Annotated in this window: 20 protein-coding genes and 1 tRNA gene; 12 read left to right on the top strand and 9 right to left on the bottom strand. The window is 38.9% G+C overall.

The annotated features are described in order from the left end of the window. Positions 1 to 14 precede the first annotated feature (14 nt). The 8 genes from AC58DT_RS06645 to AC58DT_RS06610 all read left to right on the top strand — a co-directional run bounded on the left by AC58DT_RS06645 (position 15) and on the right by AC58DT_RS06610 (position 5,355). Positions 15 to 779 carry a TatD family hydrolase gene (locus AC58DT_RS06645; protein ID WP_497216097.1) on the top strand — a complete coding sequence of 255 codons (765 nt, stop codon included), beginning with the start codon at positions 15 to 17 and terminating at the stop codon, positions 777 to 779. 95 nt (positions 780 to 874) lie between these two features. Next, positions 875 to 1,903: an asparaginase gene (locus AC58DT_RS06640; RefSeq protein WP_497216096.1), complete on the top strand. Its 1,029-nt coding sequence runs from the start codon at positions 875 to 877 to the stop codon at positions 1,901 to 1,903. Between the two features lie 81 nt (positions 1,904 to 1,984). Then, positions 1,985 to 2,072, top strand: a tRNA-Ser gene (locus AC58DT_RS06635). Between the two features lie 121 nt (positions 2,073 to 2,193). Continuing rightward, positions 2,194 to 3,003 (top strand): MotA/TolQ/ExbB proton channel family protein, encoded by an 810-nt coding sequence (locus tag AC58DT_RS06630; RefSeq protein WP_497216095.1) that lies wholly within the window; start codon positions 2,194 to 2,196, stop codon positions 3,001 to 3,003. Positions 3,004 to 3,015: 12 nt separating this feature from the next. Continuing rightward, on the top strand, positions 3,016 to 3,441 hold the full coding sequence (locus AC58DT_RS06625) for a hypothetical protein (protein ID WP_497216094.1): 426 nt from the start codon (positions 3,016 to 3,018) through the stop codon (positions 3,439 to 3,441). Next, complete coding sequence (locus AC58DT_RS06620) at positions 3,441 to 4,067, top strand: ExbD/TolR family protein (protein ID WP_497216093.1); 627 nt, start codon at positions 3,441 to 3,443, stop codon at positions 4,065 to 4,067. The genes AC58DT_RS06625 and AC58DT_RS06620 overlap by 1 nt, the downstream gene beginning before the upstream one ends. Positions 4,068 to 4,077: 10 nt before the next feature. Then, entirely contained in the window at positions 4,078 to 4,551 is a 474-nt protein-coding gene (locus tag AC58DT_RS06615; RefSeq protein ID WP_497216091.1) for an ExbD/TolR family protein, read from the top strand. Positions 4,552 to 4,650: 99 nt separating this feature from the next. Then, positions 4,651 to 5,355 (top strand): outer membrane beta-barrel protein, encoded by a 705-nt coding sequence (locus AC58DT_RS06610; protein ID WP_497216090.1) that lies wholly within the window; start codon positions 4,651 to 4,653, stop codon positions 5,353 to 5,355. On the opposite strand, the gene AC58DT_RS06605 is transcribed toward AC58DT_RS06610, so the two are convergent. From AC58DT_RS06605 to pyrH, 7 genes are all read right to left on the bottom strand, one after another. Continuing rightward, positions 5,350 to 5,955 (bottom strand): hypothetical protein, encoded by a 606-nt coding sequence (locus AC58DT_RS06605; protein WP_497216088.1) that lies wholly within the window; start codon positions 5,953 to 5,955, stop codon positions 5,350 to 5,352. The genes AC58DT_RS06610 and AC58DT_RS06605 overlap by 6 nt on opposite strands. Next, positions 5,955 to 7,418, bottom strand: coding sequence for an RNA polymerase factor sigma-54 (gene rpoN, locus AC58DT_RS06600; protein WP_497216087.1), 1,464 nt, complete (start codon positions 7,416 to 7,418; stop codon positions 5,955 to 5,957). Before rpoN ends, AC58DT_RS06605 begins: the two co-directional genes overlap by 1 nt. A 90-nt stretch (positions 7,419 to 7,508) precedes the next feature. Continuing rightward, positions 7,509 to 8,951: an asparagine--tRNA ligase gene (gene asnS / locus AC58DT_RS06595; protein WP_497216085.1), complete on the bottom strand. Its 1,443-nt coding sequence runs from the start codon at positions 8,949 to 8,951 to the stop codon at positions 7,509 to 7,511. 59 nt (positions 8,952 to 9,010) lie between these two features. Next, positions 9,011 to 11,401 (bottom strand): efflux RND transporter permease subunit, encoded by a 2,391-nt coding sequence (locus AC58DT_RS06590; RefSeq protein ID WP_497216084.1) that lies wholly within the window; start codon positions 11,399 to 11,401, stop codon positions 9,011 to 9,013. A 225-nt stretch (positions 11,402 to 11,626) separates the two neighbouring features. Then, entirely contained in the window at positions 11,627 to 12,892 is a 1,266-nt protein-coding gene (locus tag AC58DT_RS06585) for a DUF5686 family C-terminal domain-containing protein (RefSeq protein WP_497216082.1), read from the bottom strand. Between the two features lie 87 nt (positions 12,893 to 12,979). After that, positions 12,980 to 13,534, bottom strand: a complete 555-nt coding sequence (gene frr / locus AC58DT_RS06580) for a ribosome recycling factor (RefSeq protein ID WP_497216081.1) — start codon at positions 13,532 to 13,534, stop codon at positions 12,980 to 12,982. Between the two features lie 77 nt (positions 13,535 to 13,611). Beyond that, positions 13,612 to 14,319: a UMP kinase gene (gene pyrH / locus AC58DT_RS06575; protein ID WP_062619974.1), complete on the bottom strand. Its 708-nt coding sequence runs from the start codon at positions 14,317 to 14,319 to the stop codon at positions 13,612 to 13,614. Between the two features lie 182 nt (positions 14,320 to 14,501). On the opposite strand from pyrH, the gene AC58DT_RS06570 reads away from it, so the two are divergent. The 4 genes from AC58DT_RS06570 (at position 14,502) to AC58DT_RS06555 (ending at position 18,707) form a co-directional block, all read left to right on the top strand. After that, positions 14,502 to 15,896: a T9SS type A sorting domain-containing protein gene (locus tag AC58DT_RS06570; RefSeq protein WP_497216080.1), complete on the top strand. Its 1,395-nt coding sequence runs from the start codon at positions 14,502 to 14,504 to the stop codon at positions 15,894 to 15,896. Positions 15,897 to 16,141: 245 nt separating this feature from the next. After that, positions 16,142 to 16,957 carry a T9SS type A sorting domain-containing protein gene (locus AC58DT_RS06565; protein WP_497216079.1) on the top strand — a complete coding sequence of 272 codons (816 nt, stop codon included), beginning with the start codon at positions 16,142 to 16,144 and terminating at the stop codon, positions 16,955 to 16,957. 185 nt (positions 16,958 to 17,142) lie between these two features. Then, positions 17,143 to 17,844 (top strand): T9SS type A sorting domain-containing protein, encoded by a 702-nt coding sequence (locus tag AC58DT_RS06560; RefSeq protein WP_497216077.1) that lies wholly within the window; start codon positions 17,143 to 17,145, stop codon positions 17,842 to 17,844. After that, complete coding sequence (locus AC58DT_RS06555) at positions 17,841 to 18,707, top strand: T9SS type A sorting domain-containing protein (RefSeq protein ID WP_497216076.1); 867 nt, start codon at positions 17,841 to 17,843, stop codon at positions 18,705 to 18,707. The genes AC58DT_RS06560 and AC58DT_RS06555 overlap by 4 nt, the downstream gene beginning before the upstream one ends. Before the next feature lie 115 nt (positions 18,708 to 18,822). On the opposite strand, the gene tsf is transcribed toward AC58DT_RS06555, so the two are convergent. Then, complete coding sequence (tsf, locus tag AC58DT_RS06550) at positions 18,823 to 19,788, bottom strand: translation elongation factor Ts (protein ID WP_497216074.1); 966 nt, start codon at positions 19,786 to 19,788, stop codon at positions 18,823 to 18,825. 98 nt (positions 19,789 to 19,886) lie between these two features. Further along, a complete protein-coding gene (gene rpsB / locus AC58DT_RS06545; protein ID WP_497216072.1) occupies positions 19,887 to 20,771 on the bottom strand; it encodes a 30S ribosomal protein S2 in 885 nt (294 codons plus the stop codon). Positions 20,772 to 20,867 lie beyond the last annotated feature (96 nt).

Below are 20,867 nucleotides of genomic sequence, written 5' to 3'. Positions count from 1 at the left end.
GTAGCTTTGCAGTTATGCTTACAGATACCCATACCCATTTATACAGCGATGCCTTTGCCGAGGACCGAAAGAGAATAATGCAACGTGCCTTTGATGCTGGCATAAAACGTTTTTTCATCCCGGCAATTGATTCTGGTTATACGGAAGCGATGTATGCACTGGAAAAACAATATCCTGAAAATGTCTATTTGATGATGGGGCTGCATCCCACTTCGGTGAAAGAGAATTTTGAAGAAGAATTGGCGCACGTTGAAGAACAATTTAAAAAAAGAAATTTTTACGCCGTGGGCGAAATAGGCATTGATCTTTATTGGGATAAATCTACTTTGGGAATACAGCAGATTGCTTTCAAAAGGCAAATACAATTGGCCAAAAAATACAAGCTGCCCATTGTAATCCATTGCCGAGATGCTTTTGATGAAATTTTTGAAGTTTTGGAAACCGAAAAGGGCGATGATCTCTTCGGAATTTTTCATTGCTTTACCGGAACTTTTGAACAGGCGCAACGTGCATTGTCTTTTAATATGAAACTGGGTATTGGGGGAGTGGTTACTTTTAAAAACGGAAAAATGGATACTTTTTTGGATCAAATCCCTTTAAAGCATATCGTTTTGGAGACCGATTCGCCTTATCTTGCCCCCGCACCCTTTCGCGGAAAGCGTAACGAAAGTAGCTATTTGACATTGGTCTGTAAAAAACTTTCGGAGATTTATAATGTTTCGGAAGAAGAGATAGCAAAAATCACCACTGAAAATTCTAAAGTGGTATTTAAAATTTAAATTCCAAAAAACAAGTACCAAATTCCAAAAAAGTTGAACTTTGGAATTTGGAATTTTAACATTTGGAATTTCATAAATATAAATTGTATGCCAAAATGAAAACCCAACCCAACATACTCCTTATATATACAGGTGGAACCATCGGGATGATAAAGGATTTTGAAACCGGTGCGTTGCGCAACTTCAATTTTGATGAACTGCTGAACCATATTCCCGAACTGAAACTCTTGGATTGCAGTATTACAACTACTTCTTTTAAAAAACCAATTGACAGTTCAAATATGAATCCCGAATACTGGGTGGATATTGCAACTATCATTGAAGAGAATTATGAAAAGATGGATGGGTTTGTGGTACTACACGGGAGCGATACGATGAGTTACACCGCTTCGGCTTTAAGTTTTATGTTAGAAAATTTGGGAAAACCTGTGATTTTTACAGGATCTCAGCTTCCCATTGGCGATCTTCGCACAGATGCAAAGGAGAATTTGATAACTTCTATTCAAATTGCATCGCTTCAAGAAAAAGGAGTTTCAAAAATTGCTGAGGTCTGTCTTTATTTTGAATACAAATTATATCGTGCAAACAGGACCACAAAAATTAATGCCGAGCATTTTGAGGCATTTGCTTCGCTAAATTATCCTGAGCTGGTGCAAAGCGGTGTACATTTGGTTGTAAACAACGAAGCACTTTACAGGCCGAATAGAAGAAAAAAACTGAAGGTCCATAAAAGTTTGGAGAGCAACATTCTGCTTGTTAAAATGTTTCCAGGCATTGATGAGGCCACAATTAAATATCTTTTTGACTATCCAGATATGAAAGGATTGGTGCTGGAAACCTATGGAGCAGGCAATGTTACCAACGCCGATTGGTTTATTAATTCGCTAAAAGCCGTAATAAAAAAGGGCATTCCCGTTATAAACGTTACCCAATGTTCGGGCGGGAGCGTGAATATGGGGCTATATGAAACCAGTACTGAATTAAAAAAAATAGGTGTAATAAGCGCAAAAGATTGTACTACAGAAGCATCCTTGGCAAAATTGATGTATTTGTTGGGTCAGAAAATTTCGGCTAATAGCTTCAAAACCATCTTTGAAACCTCTTTACGTGGAGAAATGCAATAAATTAACCGCTTAAATTATTTTATAGCGTTGTTTTTTTTTTGATATTTGGCACTCCATTCAAAAAAATGGCTGAAATTATAGAGAGAGGTGGCCGAGTGGTCGAAGGCGCACGCCTGGAAAGTGTGTATACGCCACAAGCGTATCGAGGGTTCGAATCCCTTCCTCTCTGCAACAAACGTAACAGTGTATTAATTAACTCATTTGTACTGTCAATTAATATTCTTGCAGATTAACTAAATTATTTTATATCTTTAAACCTTTAACTAAAAACAAACTTTAAGTCGATAGCAATGAAAAAATTATTTTCTATTATGGCGGTTGCCGCAATGGTATTTGTAGGCACATTAAACGCGAACGCTGCAACAGCGCAAACAATGCCAACTAGCTCTCAAGCATTGGTAACAGCAGCCACAGTTTCTTTTATACAAGATGAAACTACTACTGCAGCAGAACCTGAAAAAGGATTTCACCAAGAACTGAAAGAACGTTTTGTAGAGGGTGGTCCTGGATTTATGGGAATCGTATTGCTGTGTTTAATTCTTGGATTGGCAATTGCTATTGAAAGAATTATCTATCTTAACCTTTCTACCACCAATACTCAAAAATTGGCTCAGGATGTGGAAGACGCATTAAACAGTGGCGGAATTGAAGCTGCAAAAGAAGTGTGCAGAAACACAAAAGGTCCTGTTGCCTCCATTTATTACCAAGGTCTAGATCGTGCCCACGAAGGTATTGACATTGCTGAAAAAGCTGTTGTTGCCTACGGTGGCGTACAGATGGGTCAATTGGAGAAGAATGTATCTTGGATTTCACTTTTCATCGCTTTGGCTCCTATGCTTGGTTTCATGGGTACGGTAATCGGGATGATTATTGCATTCGATAAAATTCAGGCAGCTGGTGATATGAACCCATCACTTGTGGCAGGAGGTATTAAAGTGGCGCTTTTAACAACCGTATTTGGTTTGATCGTGGCTATTATACTTCAAATTTTCTACAACTATATTATCGCTAAAATTGATAGTATCGTAAACAGTATGGAAGATGCTTCTATCACATTGATCGATATGTTGTTCGACTACAAACAAAAAAACAAAATCTAAACAAACCACAAGATGGCATTACATAAAATTTTAAAAATAGTAGCGTTGCTTCTAGGCGTTGCGGGAGTTATTTTTCTTGCAATGATCATCGCCAAAGGTGATGAGGCTGTATCAGCAACCGGCGAAGGCGTTGATGGTTTCTTGTATGTTGCTTATATTACATTTGCTATAACAATTGTATTTGTTTTATTCTTTGTACTAAAAGGAATTTTCGCAGGAAACATAAAAAACACATTAATATCTGTTGGAGCTTTTCTACTTATAGTAGTAATTGCATACGTTCTGGCAGACGGAAACCCAATGCCAATGCAGGAAGGCGAAATGCTTTCAGAAAGCGGCTCAAAATGGGTTGGAACAGGACTATATGCTTTTTATATACTAGCAATACTTGCTGTAGGCTCCATGGTTTTCAGCGGAATTAAAAAAGTAACAAAATAATGGCAAGAAGAGCAACACCCGAAGTAAACGCAGGGTCGATGGCTGACATCGCTTTCCTATTGCTTATCTTTTTCTTGGTAACCACTACCATTGAAAAAGATAAAGGAATTGCGCGACAGCTGCCCCCTAAGGAAGATGTTGTTGACCCGCCAAAAATTAAAGAAAAAAACCTGTTCATAGTAAATGTAAACAGGAGCGATCAATTATTGGTTGAAGAAAAATTGATGGAGCTTAAAGATCTCCGTCAGGCCGCAATCGCTTTTCTTGACAATGGCGGAGCTCCTTCCGGAAGCCCAGAATATTGCAATTATTGCAAAGGGAAACGTGACCCAGAATCATCTGATAACCCAGATAAGGCAGTAATATCTGTTCAGAACGATAGACTTACCTCCTATAAAATGTACATTGCCGTTCAAAATGAATTGGTGGCAGCATACAATTTTTTAAGAGATAGGGAATCAGAAAGATTATACGGATGGAAATTTACCGAAAAGAGTAAAGATCTTGATGAAGGAAAGATAAAAGGGGAAGCTGCCAAGGAAGCATTACAGGAAAAATTGGAGAACGTACAAAAATTATTCCCACTAAAACTTTCAGAAGCGGAACCAAAAAAATCTGGACAATAACACAAAGAGTATGTCAAAATTTAAAAAGAAAAAAGACGGCGGATTGCCAGCCATTTCTACAGCATCCCTTCCGGATATTGTATTTATGCTACTGTTCTTCTTTATGGTTGTAACAGTACTGCGCGACGACAATTTGCTTGTTCAGAACAAATTGCCAAAAGCAGATCAGGTTGAGAAATTGAAAAAAGACCGTTCTGTATATATTTATGCAGGAAAGCCAAGTTCAAGATATCAGGACAAGTATGGTTCCGAAGCTAAAATTCAAATTGGCGATAAATACACAGATTTATCCAATATCAAATTCGCTTTGACCGAAGCACGACAAAAATTACTCCCTGAACTTCAGGATAAAGTAATGGTGGCCCTTAAAGTAGATGAAAAAACAAATACTGGAATGGTAACTGATATTAAACAGGAATTACGTGATTTAAATATGCTTAAGATTATTTACATTACTACCCCTGGAAATGAAATAAATCCATAATAACAATCGACTTATTTTAAAAACGCCTTGTGCCGAATATTTTGGTTCAAGGCGTTTTTTATTCTTCATATTTTTAAAATACAATTATCTTTGATACGTATGCAAAGAGCGTTAAAAATATTTTTCACACTTTTCTTGGTTCTAGTTTCTTTTGAAACCATGGCGCAGGACACCATTCCACCTCCCGCAGTTGATTCTTTATATAGAGAGGACCAGTTTTATATAGGGGTTACCTATAATCTCCCCCTTAATCTTCCGTCAGATGGCAATATTCGTGGTCTTTCGGGAGGAATACAATTTGGCTTTTTAAGGGATATGCCCATTAATAAGCAACGAAACCTTGCAATTGCTATTGGTGCAGGGTTGGCAATTGATCAATTGGGGCAAAATCTTTTTATAGGTGAAACAGCCAATGATGAAACCATTTTTAGGGTTCTCGATGATAATGTAGATTATACCCGAAACCGCTTTAATATGGCAATAATAGAAGCTCCTGTAGAGTTTAGATGGCGAACATCAACACCATCAACTTATAAGTTTTGGAGAGTGTATACAGGTTTTAGAGTAGGATATGCATATTGGTACAAGGCAACTTTCAAACAAACCAATAATAATGTAAATCAAACTAAAATTCCAGAATTTGACCCTTTAAGGCTCTCAGCTACGATTAGTCTAGGATACAATTCCTTTAATTTCTTTGCTTCTTATAGTATAAATCCTTTCTTTAAGGATGCTGTTACGGTAGATGGGGAAAGTGTTGATTTTAGAGCACTAAAGGTTGGATTGCTGTTTTATATCCTATAGCCAAAGATTGAAAAGTATCAGCTGTGGGATAGCGCCCAGCAATAGACCAATACCCAGTTCAGAATAGGTGTGGGAATCACTATTTAGTCGCGATGAAGCTACCCATCCATTTACAAATAAGAAGAAGCTTATGGTTACCAAGAGGTTTATTTTAAAGTGAGCACTAAGCCCCACAAGAAACATCAAAATACCAGCTACACCCATTTGATGTAAACTCACTTTTATTCTAAAAAGAACCATTACTAGTGCGCTAAAGGCTGAGAATAACATACCGACGTAGAAATAATACAGTTCCGGATCCTCATAAGGATCAAATATCATTTTTATGATAAGCAATAATAGAATGCACTGGATCATTAAAGGAAATTTACGCTCCCTAACATCTTTTAAATAAATAGTTTCTACTATTCTTAAATTTTTCAGAAGGAAAAAAACAACCAATGGTATAAAAATGGTTATTATGGCAATAGCGAACAAATTGGCACGCATCAATTCTGGCTCAAGGTATCGCGGAGTAACATTAAAATAGAGCAGAGTGCCCAAAAGCGGCATCAACAGCGGATGAAATATATAAGATGCAGCTTTTAGGAAAAATCTCATTAAATTTCTTTTCGGAGGCGAGCTACTGGCAAATCCAGCTGTTCTCGATATTTGGCAATGGTGCGGCGTGCTATGGGGTATCCTTTTTCCAATAATATTTTTGCCAGTTTATCATCAGTTAGGGGTTTTCTTTTGTTTTCTTCGGAAATGGTTATCTCAAGAATTTTCTTTATCTCTCTTGTAGAGACATCTTCTCCTTGATCGTTTTTCATCGATTCACTGAAAAATTCCTTTATTAATTTTGTTCCGTAGGGCGTATCAACATATTTACTATTTGCTACACGCGAAACCGTTGAAACGTCCATATTGATTTTATCAGCAATGTCTTTCAAAATCATCGGTTTTAGCTTGCGCTCGTCCCCGGTCAAAAAATACTCCTCCTGATGGTGCATAATGGCATTCATAGTTACAAAGAGGGTTTGCTGACGCTGTTTTATGGCATCTATAAACCATTTGGCGGCATCAAGCTTCTGCTTAATAAACATAACAGCGTCTTTCTGCGCTTTTGACTTTTCTTTAGACTCTTTGTAGCCCTTTAGCATATTTGTGTAATCATGACTCACGTGAAGCTCTGGGGCATTTCTTCCGTTTAGAGTTAAATCAAGCTCTCCGTCAACAATCTTTATGGCAAAATCAGGCACCACATGCTCCACAATTCTATTGTTTCCAGAATAGGTGCCGCCCGGTTTGGGGTTCAGTCCTTCTATTTCGTGAATCGCATCCCTAAGTTGGTCTTCGGTAATATCAAACTTCTGAATAAGTTTTTTATAATGCTTTTTGCTGAAATGATCGAAAGAATCATCCAAAATATCAATGGCCAACGCCACAGAAGGTGTTTGTTCCTTTCGCTCCAATTGAATCAACAAACATTCCTGAAGATCGCGTGCCGCAACTCCAGCGGGGTCTAGCTCTTGAACTACTTTTAAAACTTTTTCAACCTTATCTTCCGATGTATAAACGTTTTGAGTAAATGCCAAATCATCCACAATATCTTGAAGCTCACGACGTATGTAACCGCTTTCGTCCACACTGCCCACCAAAAACTGCGCAATCTCCTTTTCTTCTTCGTCGAGCCTATAGGTATTCAATTGTTGCATTAAATATTGTGTAAACGATGTTCCGGCAGCATAAGGCATTTGCCGTTCCTCATCATCTGCGCTGTAATTGTTTGCGGAGAGTTTATAACTTGGCACCTCATCATCACTTAAATAATCATCAACGTTTATGTCCGTTTCAATTACTTCATTGCCTTCGTCATAGTTGTCGTCAAATTCATCATTGCTAAATTCATCATCAAAGTTTTCGCTTTCCTCTTTTCCGCCTTCCAAAGCAGGATTTTCCTCAAGTTCCTGTGCAATACGTTGCTCAAAAGCCTGCGTGGGCAGTTGAATCATCTTCATCAACTGTATCTGTTGGGGAGATAATTTTTGGGAAAGTTTAAAATTTAATTGCTGCTTTAACATAAATCTATTTACTACTTCATAAAGTTAAAAAAAACCAGCTACTAAAATGATTAAGTAGCCAGTTTTAATACAATCTTATGTTTTTGTTGCTTAGAATTCCGCATTGCCCGGAGTACGTGGATAAGGAATCACATCACGAATGTTTCCCATTCCCGTGGTAAACTGTACCAAGCGCTCAAAACCAAGGCCAAAGCCACTGTGCACGGCGGTTCCAAACTTACGAAGGTCCAAATACCAGTATAGTTCTTTTTCATCAATATTCATGGCCTTCATTTTTTCCAATAAAACATCATAACGTTCCTCACGTTGCGATCCGCCCACAATCTCACCAATGCCAGGGAAAAGCACATCCATTGCGCGAACGGTCTTGCCGTCATCATTTAAACGCATATAGAATGACTTGATATTTGCAGGATAATCAAACAGAATAACAGGGCATTTAAAGTGTTTTTCAACTAAAAAGCGCTCGTGCTCACTTTGCAGATCGGCTCCCCATTCTTCAATTATATATTTAAATTTTTTCTTCTGGTTGGGCTTGGAACGCTTCAGAATATCTATCGCTTCGGTATAGCTTACTCTTTTAAAATTGTTCTCCAAAATAAAACGAAGCTTCTCGCGAAGTTTCATTTCGCTGCGCTCGTCCTGTGGCTTGTTCTTTTCTTCCTCTAACAAGCGGCTCTCAAGAAATTCAAGATCGTCTGCACAGTTTTCCAAGGCAAAATTTATTACATACTTGATGAAATCTTCTGCCAAATCCATATTTGCATCCAGATCATTGAATGCAACCTCTGGCTCTATCATCCAGAATTCCGCCAAGTGGCGACTGGTATTTGAATTTTCAGCCCTAAATGTTGGCCCAAAGGTATAGACCTTTCCAAGCGCCATCGCATAGGTTTCGGCTTCCAATTGTCCGCTCACAGTAAGATTTGATTCTTTTTCGAAGAAATCTTCTTTGTAATTTACATTTCCGTTTTCATCAAGCGGCGGATTTTTGGCATCCAAAGTGGAAACGCGGAACATTTCACCCGCACCTTCGGCATCGCTTCCAGTGATTACGGGAGAGTGCATATAATAAAAACCGTTTTTCTGAAAATATTCGTGTACTGCAAACGCAAGTTTGGAGCGCATACGCATTACTGCGCCAAATGTGTTGGTCCTAATTCGCAAATGGGCCTGTTCACGCAAAGTCTCCAGGGAGTGTCGTTTTGGTGAAAGTATGGTCAGCTTTACATCTTCAGGATTGGCCTCACCCAAAACCGTCAATTTTGAAACTTGAATTTCCACAGTTTGCCCTTGCCCTTGGCTTTCTACTAGCGCACCCTTTACTTCAATGGCGGCGCCCACGGTTACTTTTTTGAGAAGTTCTTCGTCAAAATTTTCAAAATCCACTACACATTGTAGTGTTTTTATGGTAGAACCATCGTTTAGTGCGATAAACCTATTACTTCTAAAAGAGCGCACCCATCCGCGCACCATAACTTCGTGGTGGGTCGGGTCGCTGTTCAATAACTCAACTATAGTTTTGTATTGCATAGTCTTATTTTAAGAGGAGCAAATATAAATTTTTTAATTCTGAATTCTGAATTCTAGGTTCAGAATTGGTCATCTTCTTCATCTGTCAAAATCTCGATGGCAGGTTTTTTCATCGTTTCTTTGTTTGCAATGCTTCTTTCCAAAGAAAGTAGGAGCGTGGGCAATAACAAAAGATTGGAAAGCATAGCAAAAAGTAAGGTTATGGAAACTAGCGCGCCCAAGGCCACCGTTCCCCCAAAACTGGATATCGTAAATACTGAAAAACCAAAGAAAAGTACAATGGAAGTATAAAACATACTTACCGCAGTTTCGCGCAGAGCCGCAAAAACAGATTTTTTGATCTTCCAATTGTTTGCTATTAGTTCTTGTCTGTACTTTGCGAGAAAGTGAATGGTATCGTCCACCGAAATTCCAAAGGCAATACTGAATACCAAAATTGTAGAGGGTTTTATGGGAACGCCCACAAAGCCCATGACTCCAGCCGTTATTATCAATGGGAGCAGGTTTGGGATCAGAGAAATCAAAATCATTTTAAAACTGCGAAACATCCACGCCATAAACAAGGCAATCAGGAAAATGGCGAGCGAAAGGGAAAGTATCAAATTGTTTACCAAATAATGCGTTCCTTTTTGGAACACCAAAGCTTTGCCAGTTACTGAAACATCGTAACGTTCCGGCGGAAAAACTTTGTCAATTTCCCGATGCAGATCCTCTTCAATGCGTCCAAACCTGTCTGGCTCAGTATCTTTCATAAACGTAGTGATGCGCGCAAACTGGCCTGTGCTGTCCACATAACTGTTCAAGAGGTTCGTATCTGTATTGCTGCTTTTCGCATAGCTGAGTATAAAATTCTTTTCTTGGCTGTTGGGCAATTGGTAATATTCGGGGTTGCCATTGTAATACGCTTGTTTGGAATATTTCACCAATTCAACTACGGAAAGTGGCTTCGCAAACTCAGGGATTTCCTTAATATGGTCCTGAAGTTGGTCAATTCGTTTTAAGGTGGAAAGGCTCATAACGCCCTTTTTCTTCTTTGTGTCCACCATTATTTCCAAAGGCATAATGCCTTCGTATTCTTTCTCAAAAAAGCGGATATCTTCAAAAAAACCAGTATTCTTCGGCATATCCTCAATAAGGCTACCGGAAATTTTAATATTGTAAATTCCAATGATGCTTCCGCAAAGCAATAGCACCGCCGAAATATAAATGGTGATGCGACGTTCCTTCACCATACGCTCAATCCAATTCACAAAACCATTTATCCACGTTTTGTTTAAGTGTTTTAAGTGCTTGTCCTTGGGTACCGACATATAACTGTAGATAATCGGTATAATAAGCAAACTCAGTAAAAAGATGGCTACAATATTAATGGAGGCCACAATACCAAACTCGCTCAACAGCTCGCTCTTCACCAAAATAAAAGTAGCAAACCCCGATGCTGTTGTAAGGTTTGTCATTAGGGTAGCGTTCCCTACTTTTGCAATTACCCGTTGTAATGATTTTGCTTGGTTTCCGTGAAGTTTTATCTCTTGCTGGTATTTGTTTATGAGGAAAATACAGTTCGGAATCCCGATTACAATTATCAAAGGTGGAATAAGGGCCGTAAGCACTGTAATTTCATAATGCATCAGGCCCAAAAAGCCGAAAGCCCACATCACCCCGATAATTACCGTACACATAGATATAAACGTAGCACGCCAAGAGCGGAAGAAGAAGAAAAAGATAAGAGAGGTAACAAAAAGCGCTGCGCCAATGAACAACCCGATCTCGTCGATTATACTCTGTGAATTCAAGGTGCGTATATACGGCATCCCCGAAGTATATACTGTTACGCCCGTTTTTTCCTCAAAATTTTTAATGAGCGGGATTAAATCGTTTATCACAAAATCCTTTCGCGCAGGCGTATTTACAATATCTTTCTTCATGTAAATAGCAGAACGAATGCTCTGTTTATCGGGGCTATAAATAAGCCCATCGTAAAATGGAAGCCTGTTAAAAAGCTCGTCTTTATACGTAGCAAGCTTGGCATCCGTAAAAACCGAATCCTTCATAAAAGGCACCAGTGCAAAGCCGGTAGTATCGGTTTTCTTTTCCAGTTTTTGGAGGTTGCCAACCGATAGGGTAAGCTCCACCTCATTATACTCACTTATGTCTTTGGAAAGTTGGTTCCACGCCTTAAACTTTTCAGGTGTAAAAATGGAAGAATCCTTCACTCCCATAACAATCAAGTTGCCTTCCTCGCCAAAATGCGAAAGAAACTGATCGTATTCAAGGTTAATGGGGTGGTCATCCGGAAGTAAATTTGCCTCCGTATAGGTGAAGCGCATGTTTTTCCACTGTAGGGCCAACAGCACCGTAAGACCTGCAATGACTATTAAAATCCCGGTACGGTTCCGTAAAATAAAGCGGGCCACCCAGCTCCAAAACCCAATGCTGAAAAGTTTGTTCAAAGCAATTTTTTATAGACTTGGCAAAGGTACGTATTTGCAATAAGTAAGGAATTTATTTTGAGGGTAATTTAAGAGGAGGAAAATGTTATATGAAGTCTTTCAAAACCTTTATAAGAACCGCAGTTTTCAAAGGACGGCATTTTTTTACCCAAAGATGCCGTCCTTCGAAGTAAATGATGCCGTCCATAAAAATCACACAACCCACAAATGGTAACTAAAAACAGGTTAAACCTTTAAATAAAAAGTAAACTTAAAAGAAATATTATCTGAGAATTTAGGTAGGTTGTAGTACCCATAACGGTAAGCCCCGCTAAGCCCAAACCCAAAGAGAATTTTATTTATTTCAAAACCAGTTTCGTTATAAAGCTGATCCAGCGTGTTAAAAGGAATTCCAAAGTGTTGATCCCTATTACGCATATCGCCCAAAGCGTGGCGCGTAATGAGTACCAGTTCGGGCTTCCATTTTTCCGTTAACTTGAACCTGCGCAAGCTGTGTTTTACCTGTAAGGTTGTAAGTCTATCTGAAAAGAATTCACCAAAATACATCGTTTCAAAACTCTGTACGCCCGCCACCGAAAAACGCTGCAACACCTCGTCCTTCGTAGGTTGGTTGGGATATGAGTGGAATAAATGCGTAAGGGGAACATCGCCCGTTGCCAACGATCCTTCCAAGAGAATGTTGGTAGAAGATAGATCGGTGCGCTTAATGTAATAATCCAACTTTAGCCCAAATTTCGTGTAGTTAAAATCGCTTTCCACCACACCTTTAACCCCTTGGGTAATCTGCGCACTTATCTTTGGAAAACCATCAAAATATTCCTTGGTGCCATCTTCATTAGTAAAGAAATTTGTCTTCGGACTTATCCTGACAGAAACCGTAGCCTCTGCCAACTGGTAATCTCTGTAGGGTACACCGTCGTGTATGTAATAATAGTTTTCAATATTTTCCACATTGCTGTGTTCCAAACGAACTTCTGCCAATAGTTTGGGTGAAAGTTCACTCGCAATACTCGTATACCATTTTCGGTATTTATAAAATTGGGTGATGTTAACAAGGCGAGGTTCAAAGATGGAATAAACACGCGCATCGGTCAAATAATCAAAAGTTCCAATTTCTTTTACATCATCGGCATAATATACACTTAGCCAAGCCTTCTTTTCTTTGTTAACTCGAGCGCTAACACCTACCCCATATTTAGAGGTTTTGTCCTTAAAACCATAAGCATAGTACCCGCCAAATTTGTAATTCTTAAAAAGTCTGTCATTGGTCAATCCCCCAATGCCCAAACGCAGGCCTTCATAATTATTTAGCTTAATTAGGGTCTTTAGATCAATGTCAAAAAAACCTATAGGATAATATCCTGAGGAAAGTGGATGGTCTTTTTTGTCCTCAACTCCTGCGATGGTGTCCTTATCTGTTTTTATTGCCGGCTCCTGCGCAAAGGCAAAAAAGGCAATACTGAAAAAGACAGGAAAAAGAAGTTTTCGCATTCGGAAGGCTTGGTTTGTAACCATTTAAAAGTAAAGAGAAAGCGGCTATTATGCCGCTTTATTATATTTAGTTTAACGAAATGTGTATTACACCGTCATTATTTCCTTTTCTTTCTTGGCCAAGATTTCATCAATTTTTTTGATGTGCGCATCGGTCATTTCCTGGATATCGTCCTCAAGGCTTTTTTTCAAATCTTCCGAAATATCCAACCCTTTTAAATCGTGGTTAGCTACCTTTCTATCATTACGTACACCAATTTTTGCCTCTTCTGCAGCAGCTTTGGCTTGCTTTGCCAACTCCCTTCTGCGCTCTTCGGTCAGTGGTGGTACGTTAATGATCACACTTTCTCCATTGTTCATAGGATTGAAACCTATATTGGCAAGATGGATTCCGCGTTCTATTTCTGGAATCATTTGCTTTTCCCAAGGCTGTATACTAATGGTCATCCCGTCTGGCGTGCTCACGTTTGCCACTTGGCTCAATGGCGTTGGGCTGCCATAATAATCTACCATTACGCTACCCACCATAGATGGTGAAGCCTTGCCGGCACGAATGTTTACCAATTCCTTTTCAAGATGCTTTAGCGCCTTGCCCATAGCTTCTTTTGTGCCTTCAATTATAATATCTATTTCGTCTTCCATAAGATTCAGTATTCAAAATTCAATATTTTTTTACCACGAATGCACGAATAAATTATTAGTGTATTCGTGGCAGTTTTTTACAAATTCACTTTAGTTCCAATCTTTTCACCGGAAACAACTTTTAGTAGATTTCCTTTCGTGTTCATATCAAAAACAATGATTGGCAGCTCATTCTCCTGGCTTAGGGTAAAGGCCGTTGTATCCATCACTTTCAGCCCTTTCTGCAATACATCCTCAAAACTGATAAAATCAAATTTTGTTGCCAGCTTATCCTTTTCTGGGTCGCTGGTATAGATTCCATCTACTCGGGTTCCCTTCAAAATAACATCGGCACCTATCTCAATAGCTCTTAAAACCGCCGCCGAATCTGTAGTAAAATAAGGATTCCCGGTGCCGCCGCCAAAAATAACCACGCGGCCTTTCTCCAAATGTCTTATTGCTTTCCTGCGGATAAACGGCTCCGCAACCTCATTAATGTTAATGGCGCTCTGCAGGCGTGTGGGCACATCTTCATTCTCAAGGGCGCTTTGCAATGCCAAACCATTGATTACGGTAGCGAGCATCCCCATATGGTCGCCCTGCACGCGGTCCATCCCGCTGCTGGCTCCGGCCAAACCTCTAAAAATATTTCCGCCGCCAATAACGATGGCCACTTCCACTCCCTTATCGGTTATCTGTTTTATTTCGTGAGCGTATTCCTTAAGTCGAACGGCATCTATTCCGTATTGCTGTTCGCCCATCAAGGCCTCGCCGGATAGTTTTAAAAGAATTCTTTTGTACTGCATAGTTTGGGTTTGCTGTGGCAAAAATAAAGAAAATTATTGATGCTATGGAAGGAATTAAAAAAGTAGTTTTTCTATTTATAAGTATCCATCTGCAAAAAAAGTTTCGGTTTAGTGATGACATCACGCTTTGCAATACGATGTAAGAATGTTCAGAAAGATATAATCCTTAAAATTTCAAAACTATGAAAGCAATATTACTTTATTTTTTTCTTGGGATCTCTACATTCATGATTTCCCAAAACACAGGAAAAATACTACCGCCCTCAAATCCTTCGTTTCACCTTGCCAATATTGAAAAAAACGAGTGTATTACAGATGCACAACGGCAAGAATTACGCGACAAAATCACACTAAATAAACAATTAATACTCCAGAAAAACCCAAATGCATTTCAACATCAGGGTGGACATCCTTTATTTATCCTGCCCATTAGGCCCAAAGCTGGATTTGATGATTATGGTTATTACATAATCAATAACCAAGTGGATCACAATTTGACCCCAAATGGAAACCTATTGGATTATGAATGTGGCGATCGTACGTATGATTGGGGAAACGGTAACCATGAAGGTACAGACTATGTACTTTGGCCCTACCCCTGGAAACGGATGCAAGAAGAAATTATGGAAATAGTGGCCGCCGCCCCGGGAACCATTATCGATAAACGCGACGGGCATTTTGACTTAAACTGTGTAAACAACGGCAACCCCAACTGGAATGGCATCATCATAGAACATTCCGATGGTTCCCAAGCATGGTATTGGCACTTTAAGGACGGTGCCATCACCTCTAAAAATATTGGTGATACCGTTGCAGAAGGTGAATATTTGGGCGCTGCGGGTAGCTCCGGCAGCAGTACCATTCCACATTTGCATTTTGAAATTTATGATGCAAACAATAACTTAATAGACCCTTATGAAGGTCCCTGTAACAGTATGAATGCCGAGAGTTGGTTTGTAGACCAGCCAGACTATTACGTTCCCGAAATTAATAAACTTTCCACCCATAATTCCACCAACTTTGATGATGAATGTGGCGTGGTAGAGAATACCTATGAAGAACTTAATTTTGAACCTGGAGAAACGGTTTATTTTCGAATTTTTTACCGAGACCTACAAACAGATAGCGATACCCATATTATAGTAAAAAGACCGGATAATTCAGTACTTTATGATTATGTATTTACATCGCCTTGGCCTTTTTACACAGGGGCCTATGCCCAATGGGAATACCCGGTAGATGGCAGCTGGCCAGATGGTGTCTATACCATTACTGCTGAATTTGGAGGAAACACCTATGAAACTATTTTTGGAGTGAATACAAATTTGGGTATTGAAGAGTTGGATCGTTCAAATATTTCAATATACCCAAACCCTACAGCCAACCAATTATATATTAAAGCCAATTCACAAATTGAAAGTATTATTCTTTATGACCTCTTGGGAAAAAAAGTAGTGGAAACCGCTCCTTTAGCTAAAAATGCCGAGCTAAACATAGCATCCCTAAAAACGGGCATGTACCTAGCCATTATTTCTTCCGAAGGGAAAAAAACGGTTAGAAAAATCGTGAAGGAATAAATTTCTGAAAAAAATGTCCGGTCGAGTCCTTCCACTTCGCTCAGGGTAAACTAGAGTCGAGACCTTTTTATTTTAAAACACATTAAAACCTTTGGTAGATACTTCTTCCAAAGGTTTTCTTTTTTGTAGGAAAAATAATGCAACAGTACAGGAAAACCCTGTGTAATAAACAGGGAAAATCCTGTTTTATATGTAATAATTTTAGGATAATTTTAGGAATTCAACTAACTTTAATCGACCAAAGTATGAAAACACACGCCCACACGCCCACACGCCCACACGCCCACACGCCCACACGCCCACACGCCACAAGGCTTCACTTACAGTCATTGAATTTTCATAAAGCAATGAAAACCTTTATAACCATATTCATCCTGGCCCTTAGCACAAACGCTTTTGCCCAAGACCCACAACTTTTTGAAAATGACTGGTATCTTCAAAACGTAATAATTGACGGACAAGATAATTTTCCACCCTCAAATGATGATGTGCCTTTTATTACTATCACCTTTATTCAAAATAATTTTTTTATTAGCACTTATGTATGTGATGCATTAGAAGGCACAGTAATTTATACTAATTCTGAATTTTTAGTTAATGGTTGGAGCATGACTCTTGGTGGTTGTTTTGGACCATTTGCACAAGAAAACACCCTTTTCCAGGGTATTTATCTTGACACTTTTTTTGTTGGTAATGTTGACGATCCCTTCAATTATAATATTATTGACGAGAGCAACAGTAAAACTTTGGTTATAACTTCCTCAAGTGGAGATGAAGCAATATATAGTAATCAGTTATTATCGAGGGATAATTTTGAAATTTCCAAATTCTCCATCCACCCCAACCCCACCCAAAACGAACTCTTTATTACTGCCCAAAACACCACCCAAAACCTAAAAATCAAAATCTTCAATATAGAAGACAAACTAGTAAGCACCCAAAACATAACGCTTCCAGACCAAAAAGCAATAGATGTCTCCCAACTTGTCAGCGGCATCTATTTTCTAAATATTGAAGAAGAAAACGGCAACACCACCACCAAAAAGTTTATTAAACAATGAAAACTCTTATAACCATACTCATATGGGCCCTTAGCACAACCGCTTTTGCACAAGTAACGAACATCCCAGATCCAAACTTTGGACATTTCCTCTTATCCCATGGGGCTATATTCAGTAGCATTGGTCTGTAACGGACAGATTCAACAATCAAGAACTTTGGCAAAACAATAATAAAAACCCACAATATGAAACACATAATTTTATTTCTAGCTATACTTGTTTTTCAAACAAGTTCTGCACAAGACCCTCAACTTTTGGAAAATACTTGGTATCTCCAAAATGTTATAATTAACGGGCAGAATAATTTCCCTCCATCAAATGATGAATTAATCTCTGTTCCCGCAGAATTTAGCCAAGATGGATTTTTTACTTCTGTATGCAATGAATTGACGGGGTTTATAGAATATGAAATTAATAGCTTCAGTTTTCCACAACCTTTGGAAACTACTTTTATTGATTGCCAATTTCAAGTTAACGAAGATTTTGAAGTTATTTACTTTAACTACTATTATAGTGGGCCAGGGAATCTATATAATTATACTATAACAACAGATTCCAATGAAAACAAAACCTTGGTAGTAATATCAAATACTGGCGACCAAGCCATTTACGGCGATCACATTTTATCTAGTCAAGATTTTTACAGTTCTCAATTCGCAATCCTTCCAAACCCCGCTAAAAACGAATTGTTCTTAACTTCAAAATACACATCAGGAACCCTAACCCTAAAAATCTTCAACATTGAAGGCAAACTATTAAGCACCCAAACTTTAGAAGTTGCAAATAAAACCTCCATAGATGTTTCAAGCTTAACAAGCGGCATCTACTTTCTAAACATAGAAGATGAAAACGGCAACACCACTACCAAAAAATTCATAAAGCAGTGAAAACCTTTATAACCATATTCATCCTGGCCCTTAGCACAAACGCTTTTGCACAAATAACCCAAATTCCAGATCCTGTTTTTGAACAGGCCCTTATTGACCTTGGTATCGACAGTGATGGCATCGTTAACGGCCAGGTGCTTACAAGTGATGTAGAAACAGTCATATCACTTAATCTTAATCATAAAGGTATAGATGACATAACAGGCATTGAAGACTTTGCAGCACTGGAAATTTTAGATGTCACCGGAAACTACCTATTGGTTTTGGATGTTAGCAATAATCTCCAGTTAAAGGAACTCTATTGTAGTAGTGATTCGGCAGGGTTTAATATGCCGGTTAGTTCTTTAGATTTAACCAATAATACCAATTTAGAAATTTTATATGGTGAAAATTTAATCTTTTTGGAATCCCTTGATGCAAAAAACGGAAACAATGGCATACTCAATATTACGCTCCCCTGCGAGTTTGAGGGAGAGCCCTGCCAACTTACAGAGCTTGACTGTGTAAAAGTAGATGATGAATTAGCCGCAAACAATAACGAACCCCCATACAATGGCTGGTATTTGGCAGCAAATTTTGTTTATTCCGAAGATTGTATTTTAGGAGTCTCTGAGAATAACTCTTCTACATATTCCATCCACCCCAACCCCGCCAAAAACGAACTCTTTATTACTGCCCAAAACACCACACAAAATCTAAAAATCAAAATCTTCAACATAGAAGGCAAACTGTTGAGCGCACAAAGCATAACGCTTCAAGACCAAAAAGCAATAGATGTCTCCCAACTCCTAAGCGGCATCTATTTTTTGAATGTTGAGGATGAAAGCGGGAATACAACAATCAAAAAATTTATTAAAGAATAGATAAGTTTTCGACTTCAGTTTATCCTGAGCGCCGCCTAAGAAATCAGTCGGGCATTTCACAAAAAAAAGAGGCTGAAATCAATCAGCCTCTTTTCATTTAAAATATGCTTGTAGTTTACGCCAAAGAAACTCTCTTAAAGCCTACAATTTCTACATCGCCATACGTTTTTACGTACTCTGCAACGCTCTTTTTGTCGTCCTTAATAAAGTTCTGGTCAAGCAACGCTTTTTCGTGGTCAAGCGTAGTGTTATCGCTGATGAAGCGCTCCAATTTCCCCGGAAGGATTTTGTCCCAGATTTGCTCTGGCTTGCCTTCAGCTTTCAATTCAGCTTTTGCATCAGCTTCGGCCTGTGCCAAAACTTCAGGAGTCAATTGCGCTCTTGAAATGAATTTGGGAACGTTTTTAAGTGTCTTGCCCAAACGGCCTAACTCGATATTGTCTTTCTCGATAGCTGCAATACGCGCTTCAGTTTCAGATTCTACAAAAGCGGGATCAAAGTCTTTGTAAGAAAGGGTAGTAGCACCCATAGAAGCCACTTGCATAGAAACATCTTTTGTCAATTCCTCAGCATTATCCACAGCTTTTGAAAGACCGGTTAAAGCAGCAATCTTGTTTACGTGAACATAAGAACCTACAAATGGAGCTTCCAAAATTTCGTAACCGCCTATTTCTATCTTCTCACCTATAACACCAGTTTGCTCAGTCAATTTTTCAGCAACGGTCATTCCGCCAAAATCTGCTGCCAAAAACTCTTCTTTTGAGGATGTATTCAGTGCAATCTCGGCCATTTTGTTTGCCATTTCAACGAAAGAATCGTTTTTGGCAACAAAGTCAGTTTCACAGTTTAATGAAATAGCCACACCTTTTGTGTTATCGCTGTTCACTTTTGCTGTAGCCACACCCTCGCTAGAGTCGCGGTCTGCTCTTTTTTCTGCAATTTTCTGTCCTTTCTTTCTAAGGATAGAGATTGCTTCTTCCATATTTCCGTCTGCCTCAACCAATGCCTTTTTACAGTCCATCATTCCGGCGCCGGTGGCTTGTCTTAGTTTATTTACTTCTGCGGCTGTTATGTTTGCCATTTTTATAAATTTTTAAGTTTAATATTAAAAAAAGTCGTTCAAATTAATTTCAGCAAAGAAAAGAACCAAACGACTTTTAGATTTTAAGATAAAGTTATTTATTCTTCTTCGTTAAGAACTTCTTTCTTTGATTTTTGACGCACAGGCTTCTTTGCCTCTTTCATATCTTCTACGTCTTCTTCGTCAGTTGAAGGAACTTCGGCTTTTACTTTTTTAGCTTCTTTCTCTTTTTTGGGAGCTTTAGCTTTTTTTGCCATTCCTTCTTCATCATCGCTATCGTCATCACTACCAGCTTTTCTTTCAGAAAGCCCTTCAATAATAGCTTCAGAAACAAAACTCATAATGCTTTCGATAGATTTTGAAGCATCATCATTAGATGGGATTACGTAATCAATAACGCGTGGGTCGCTATTGGTATCTACCATTGCGAAGATCGGGATGTTCAATTTCATAGCCTCTGCAACTGCAATGTGCTCGCGAGTTGTATCAACTACAAAAAGTGCTGCCGGAAGGCGGCTCATATCAGAAATAGAACCTAAGTTCTTTTCCAATTTAGCACGAAGACGATCTACGGCCAAACGCTCCTTCTTTGAAAGGGTGTTGAAAGTTCCGTCCTGCTTCATTCTATCAATAGAAGCCATTTTCTTAACGGCTTTACGGATAGTTACAAAGTTGGTAAGCATACCGCCTGGCCATCTTTCAGTGATGTAGGGCATGTTTGCGTTCTTTGCTTTTTCAGCAACAATGTCTTTTGCTTGTTTTTTGGTAGCTACAAAAAGGATTTTGCGTCCACTGGCCGCAATTTTCTTTAGGGCTTCATTGGCCTCCTGGATTTTTGCAGCGGTCTTGTAAAGGTTGATAATGTGGATCCCGTTGCGCTCCATATAGATATACGGGGCCATGTTTGGGTTCCATTTGCGGGTTAGGTGGCCAAAGTGCACACCAGCTTCAAGTAAGTCTTTTACTTCTACTTTTTTTGCCATTTTGTTTTAGTTTACGTTCTGTGAAAGGATAGCAACCTGTTCCTAAATTATGGATTTGGTTTAGATGCTAAACTAACTCCGCCAAAGACGGATAAC

It is taken from the genome of Aequorivita sp. CRS11 (genome assembly GCF_059693805.1).
The sequence above is the reverse complement of the archived record's forward strand: the minus strand, read 5'-3'. Positions and strand labels throughout refer to the sequence as shown.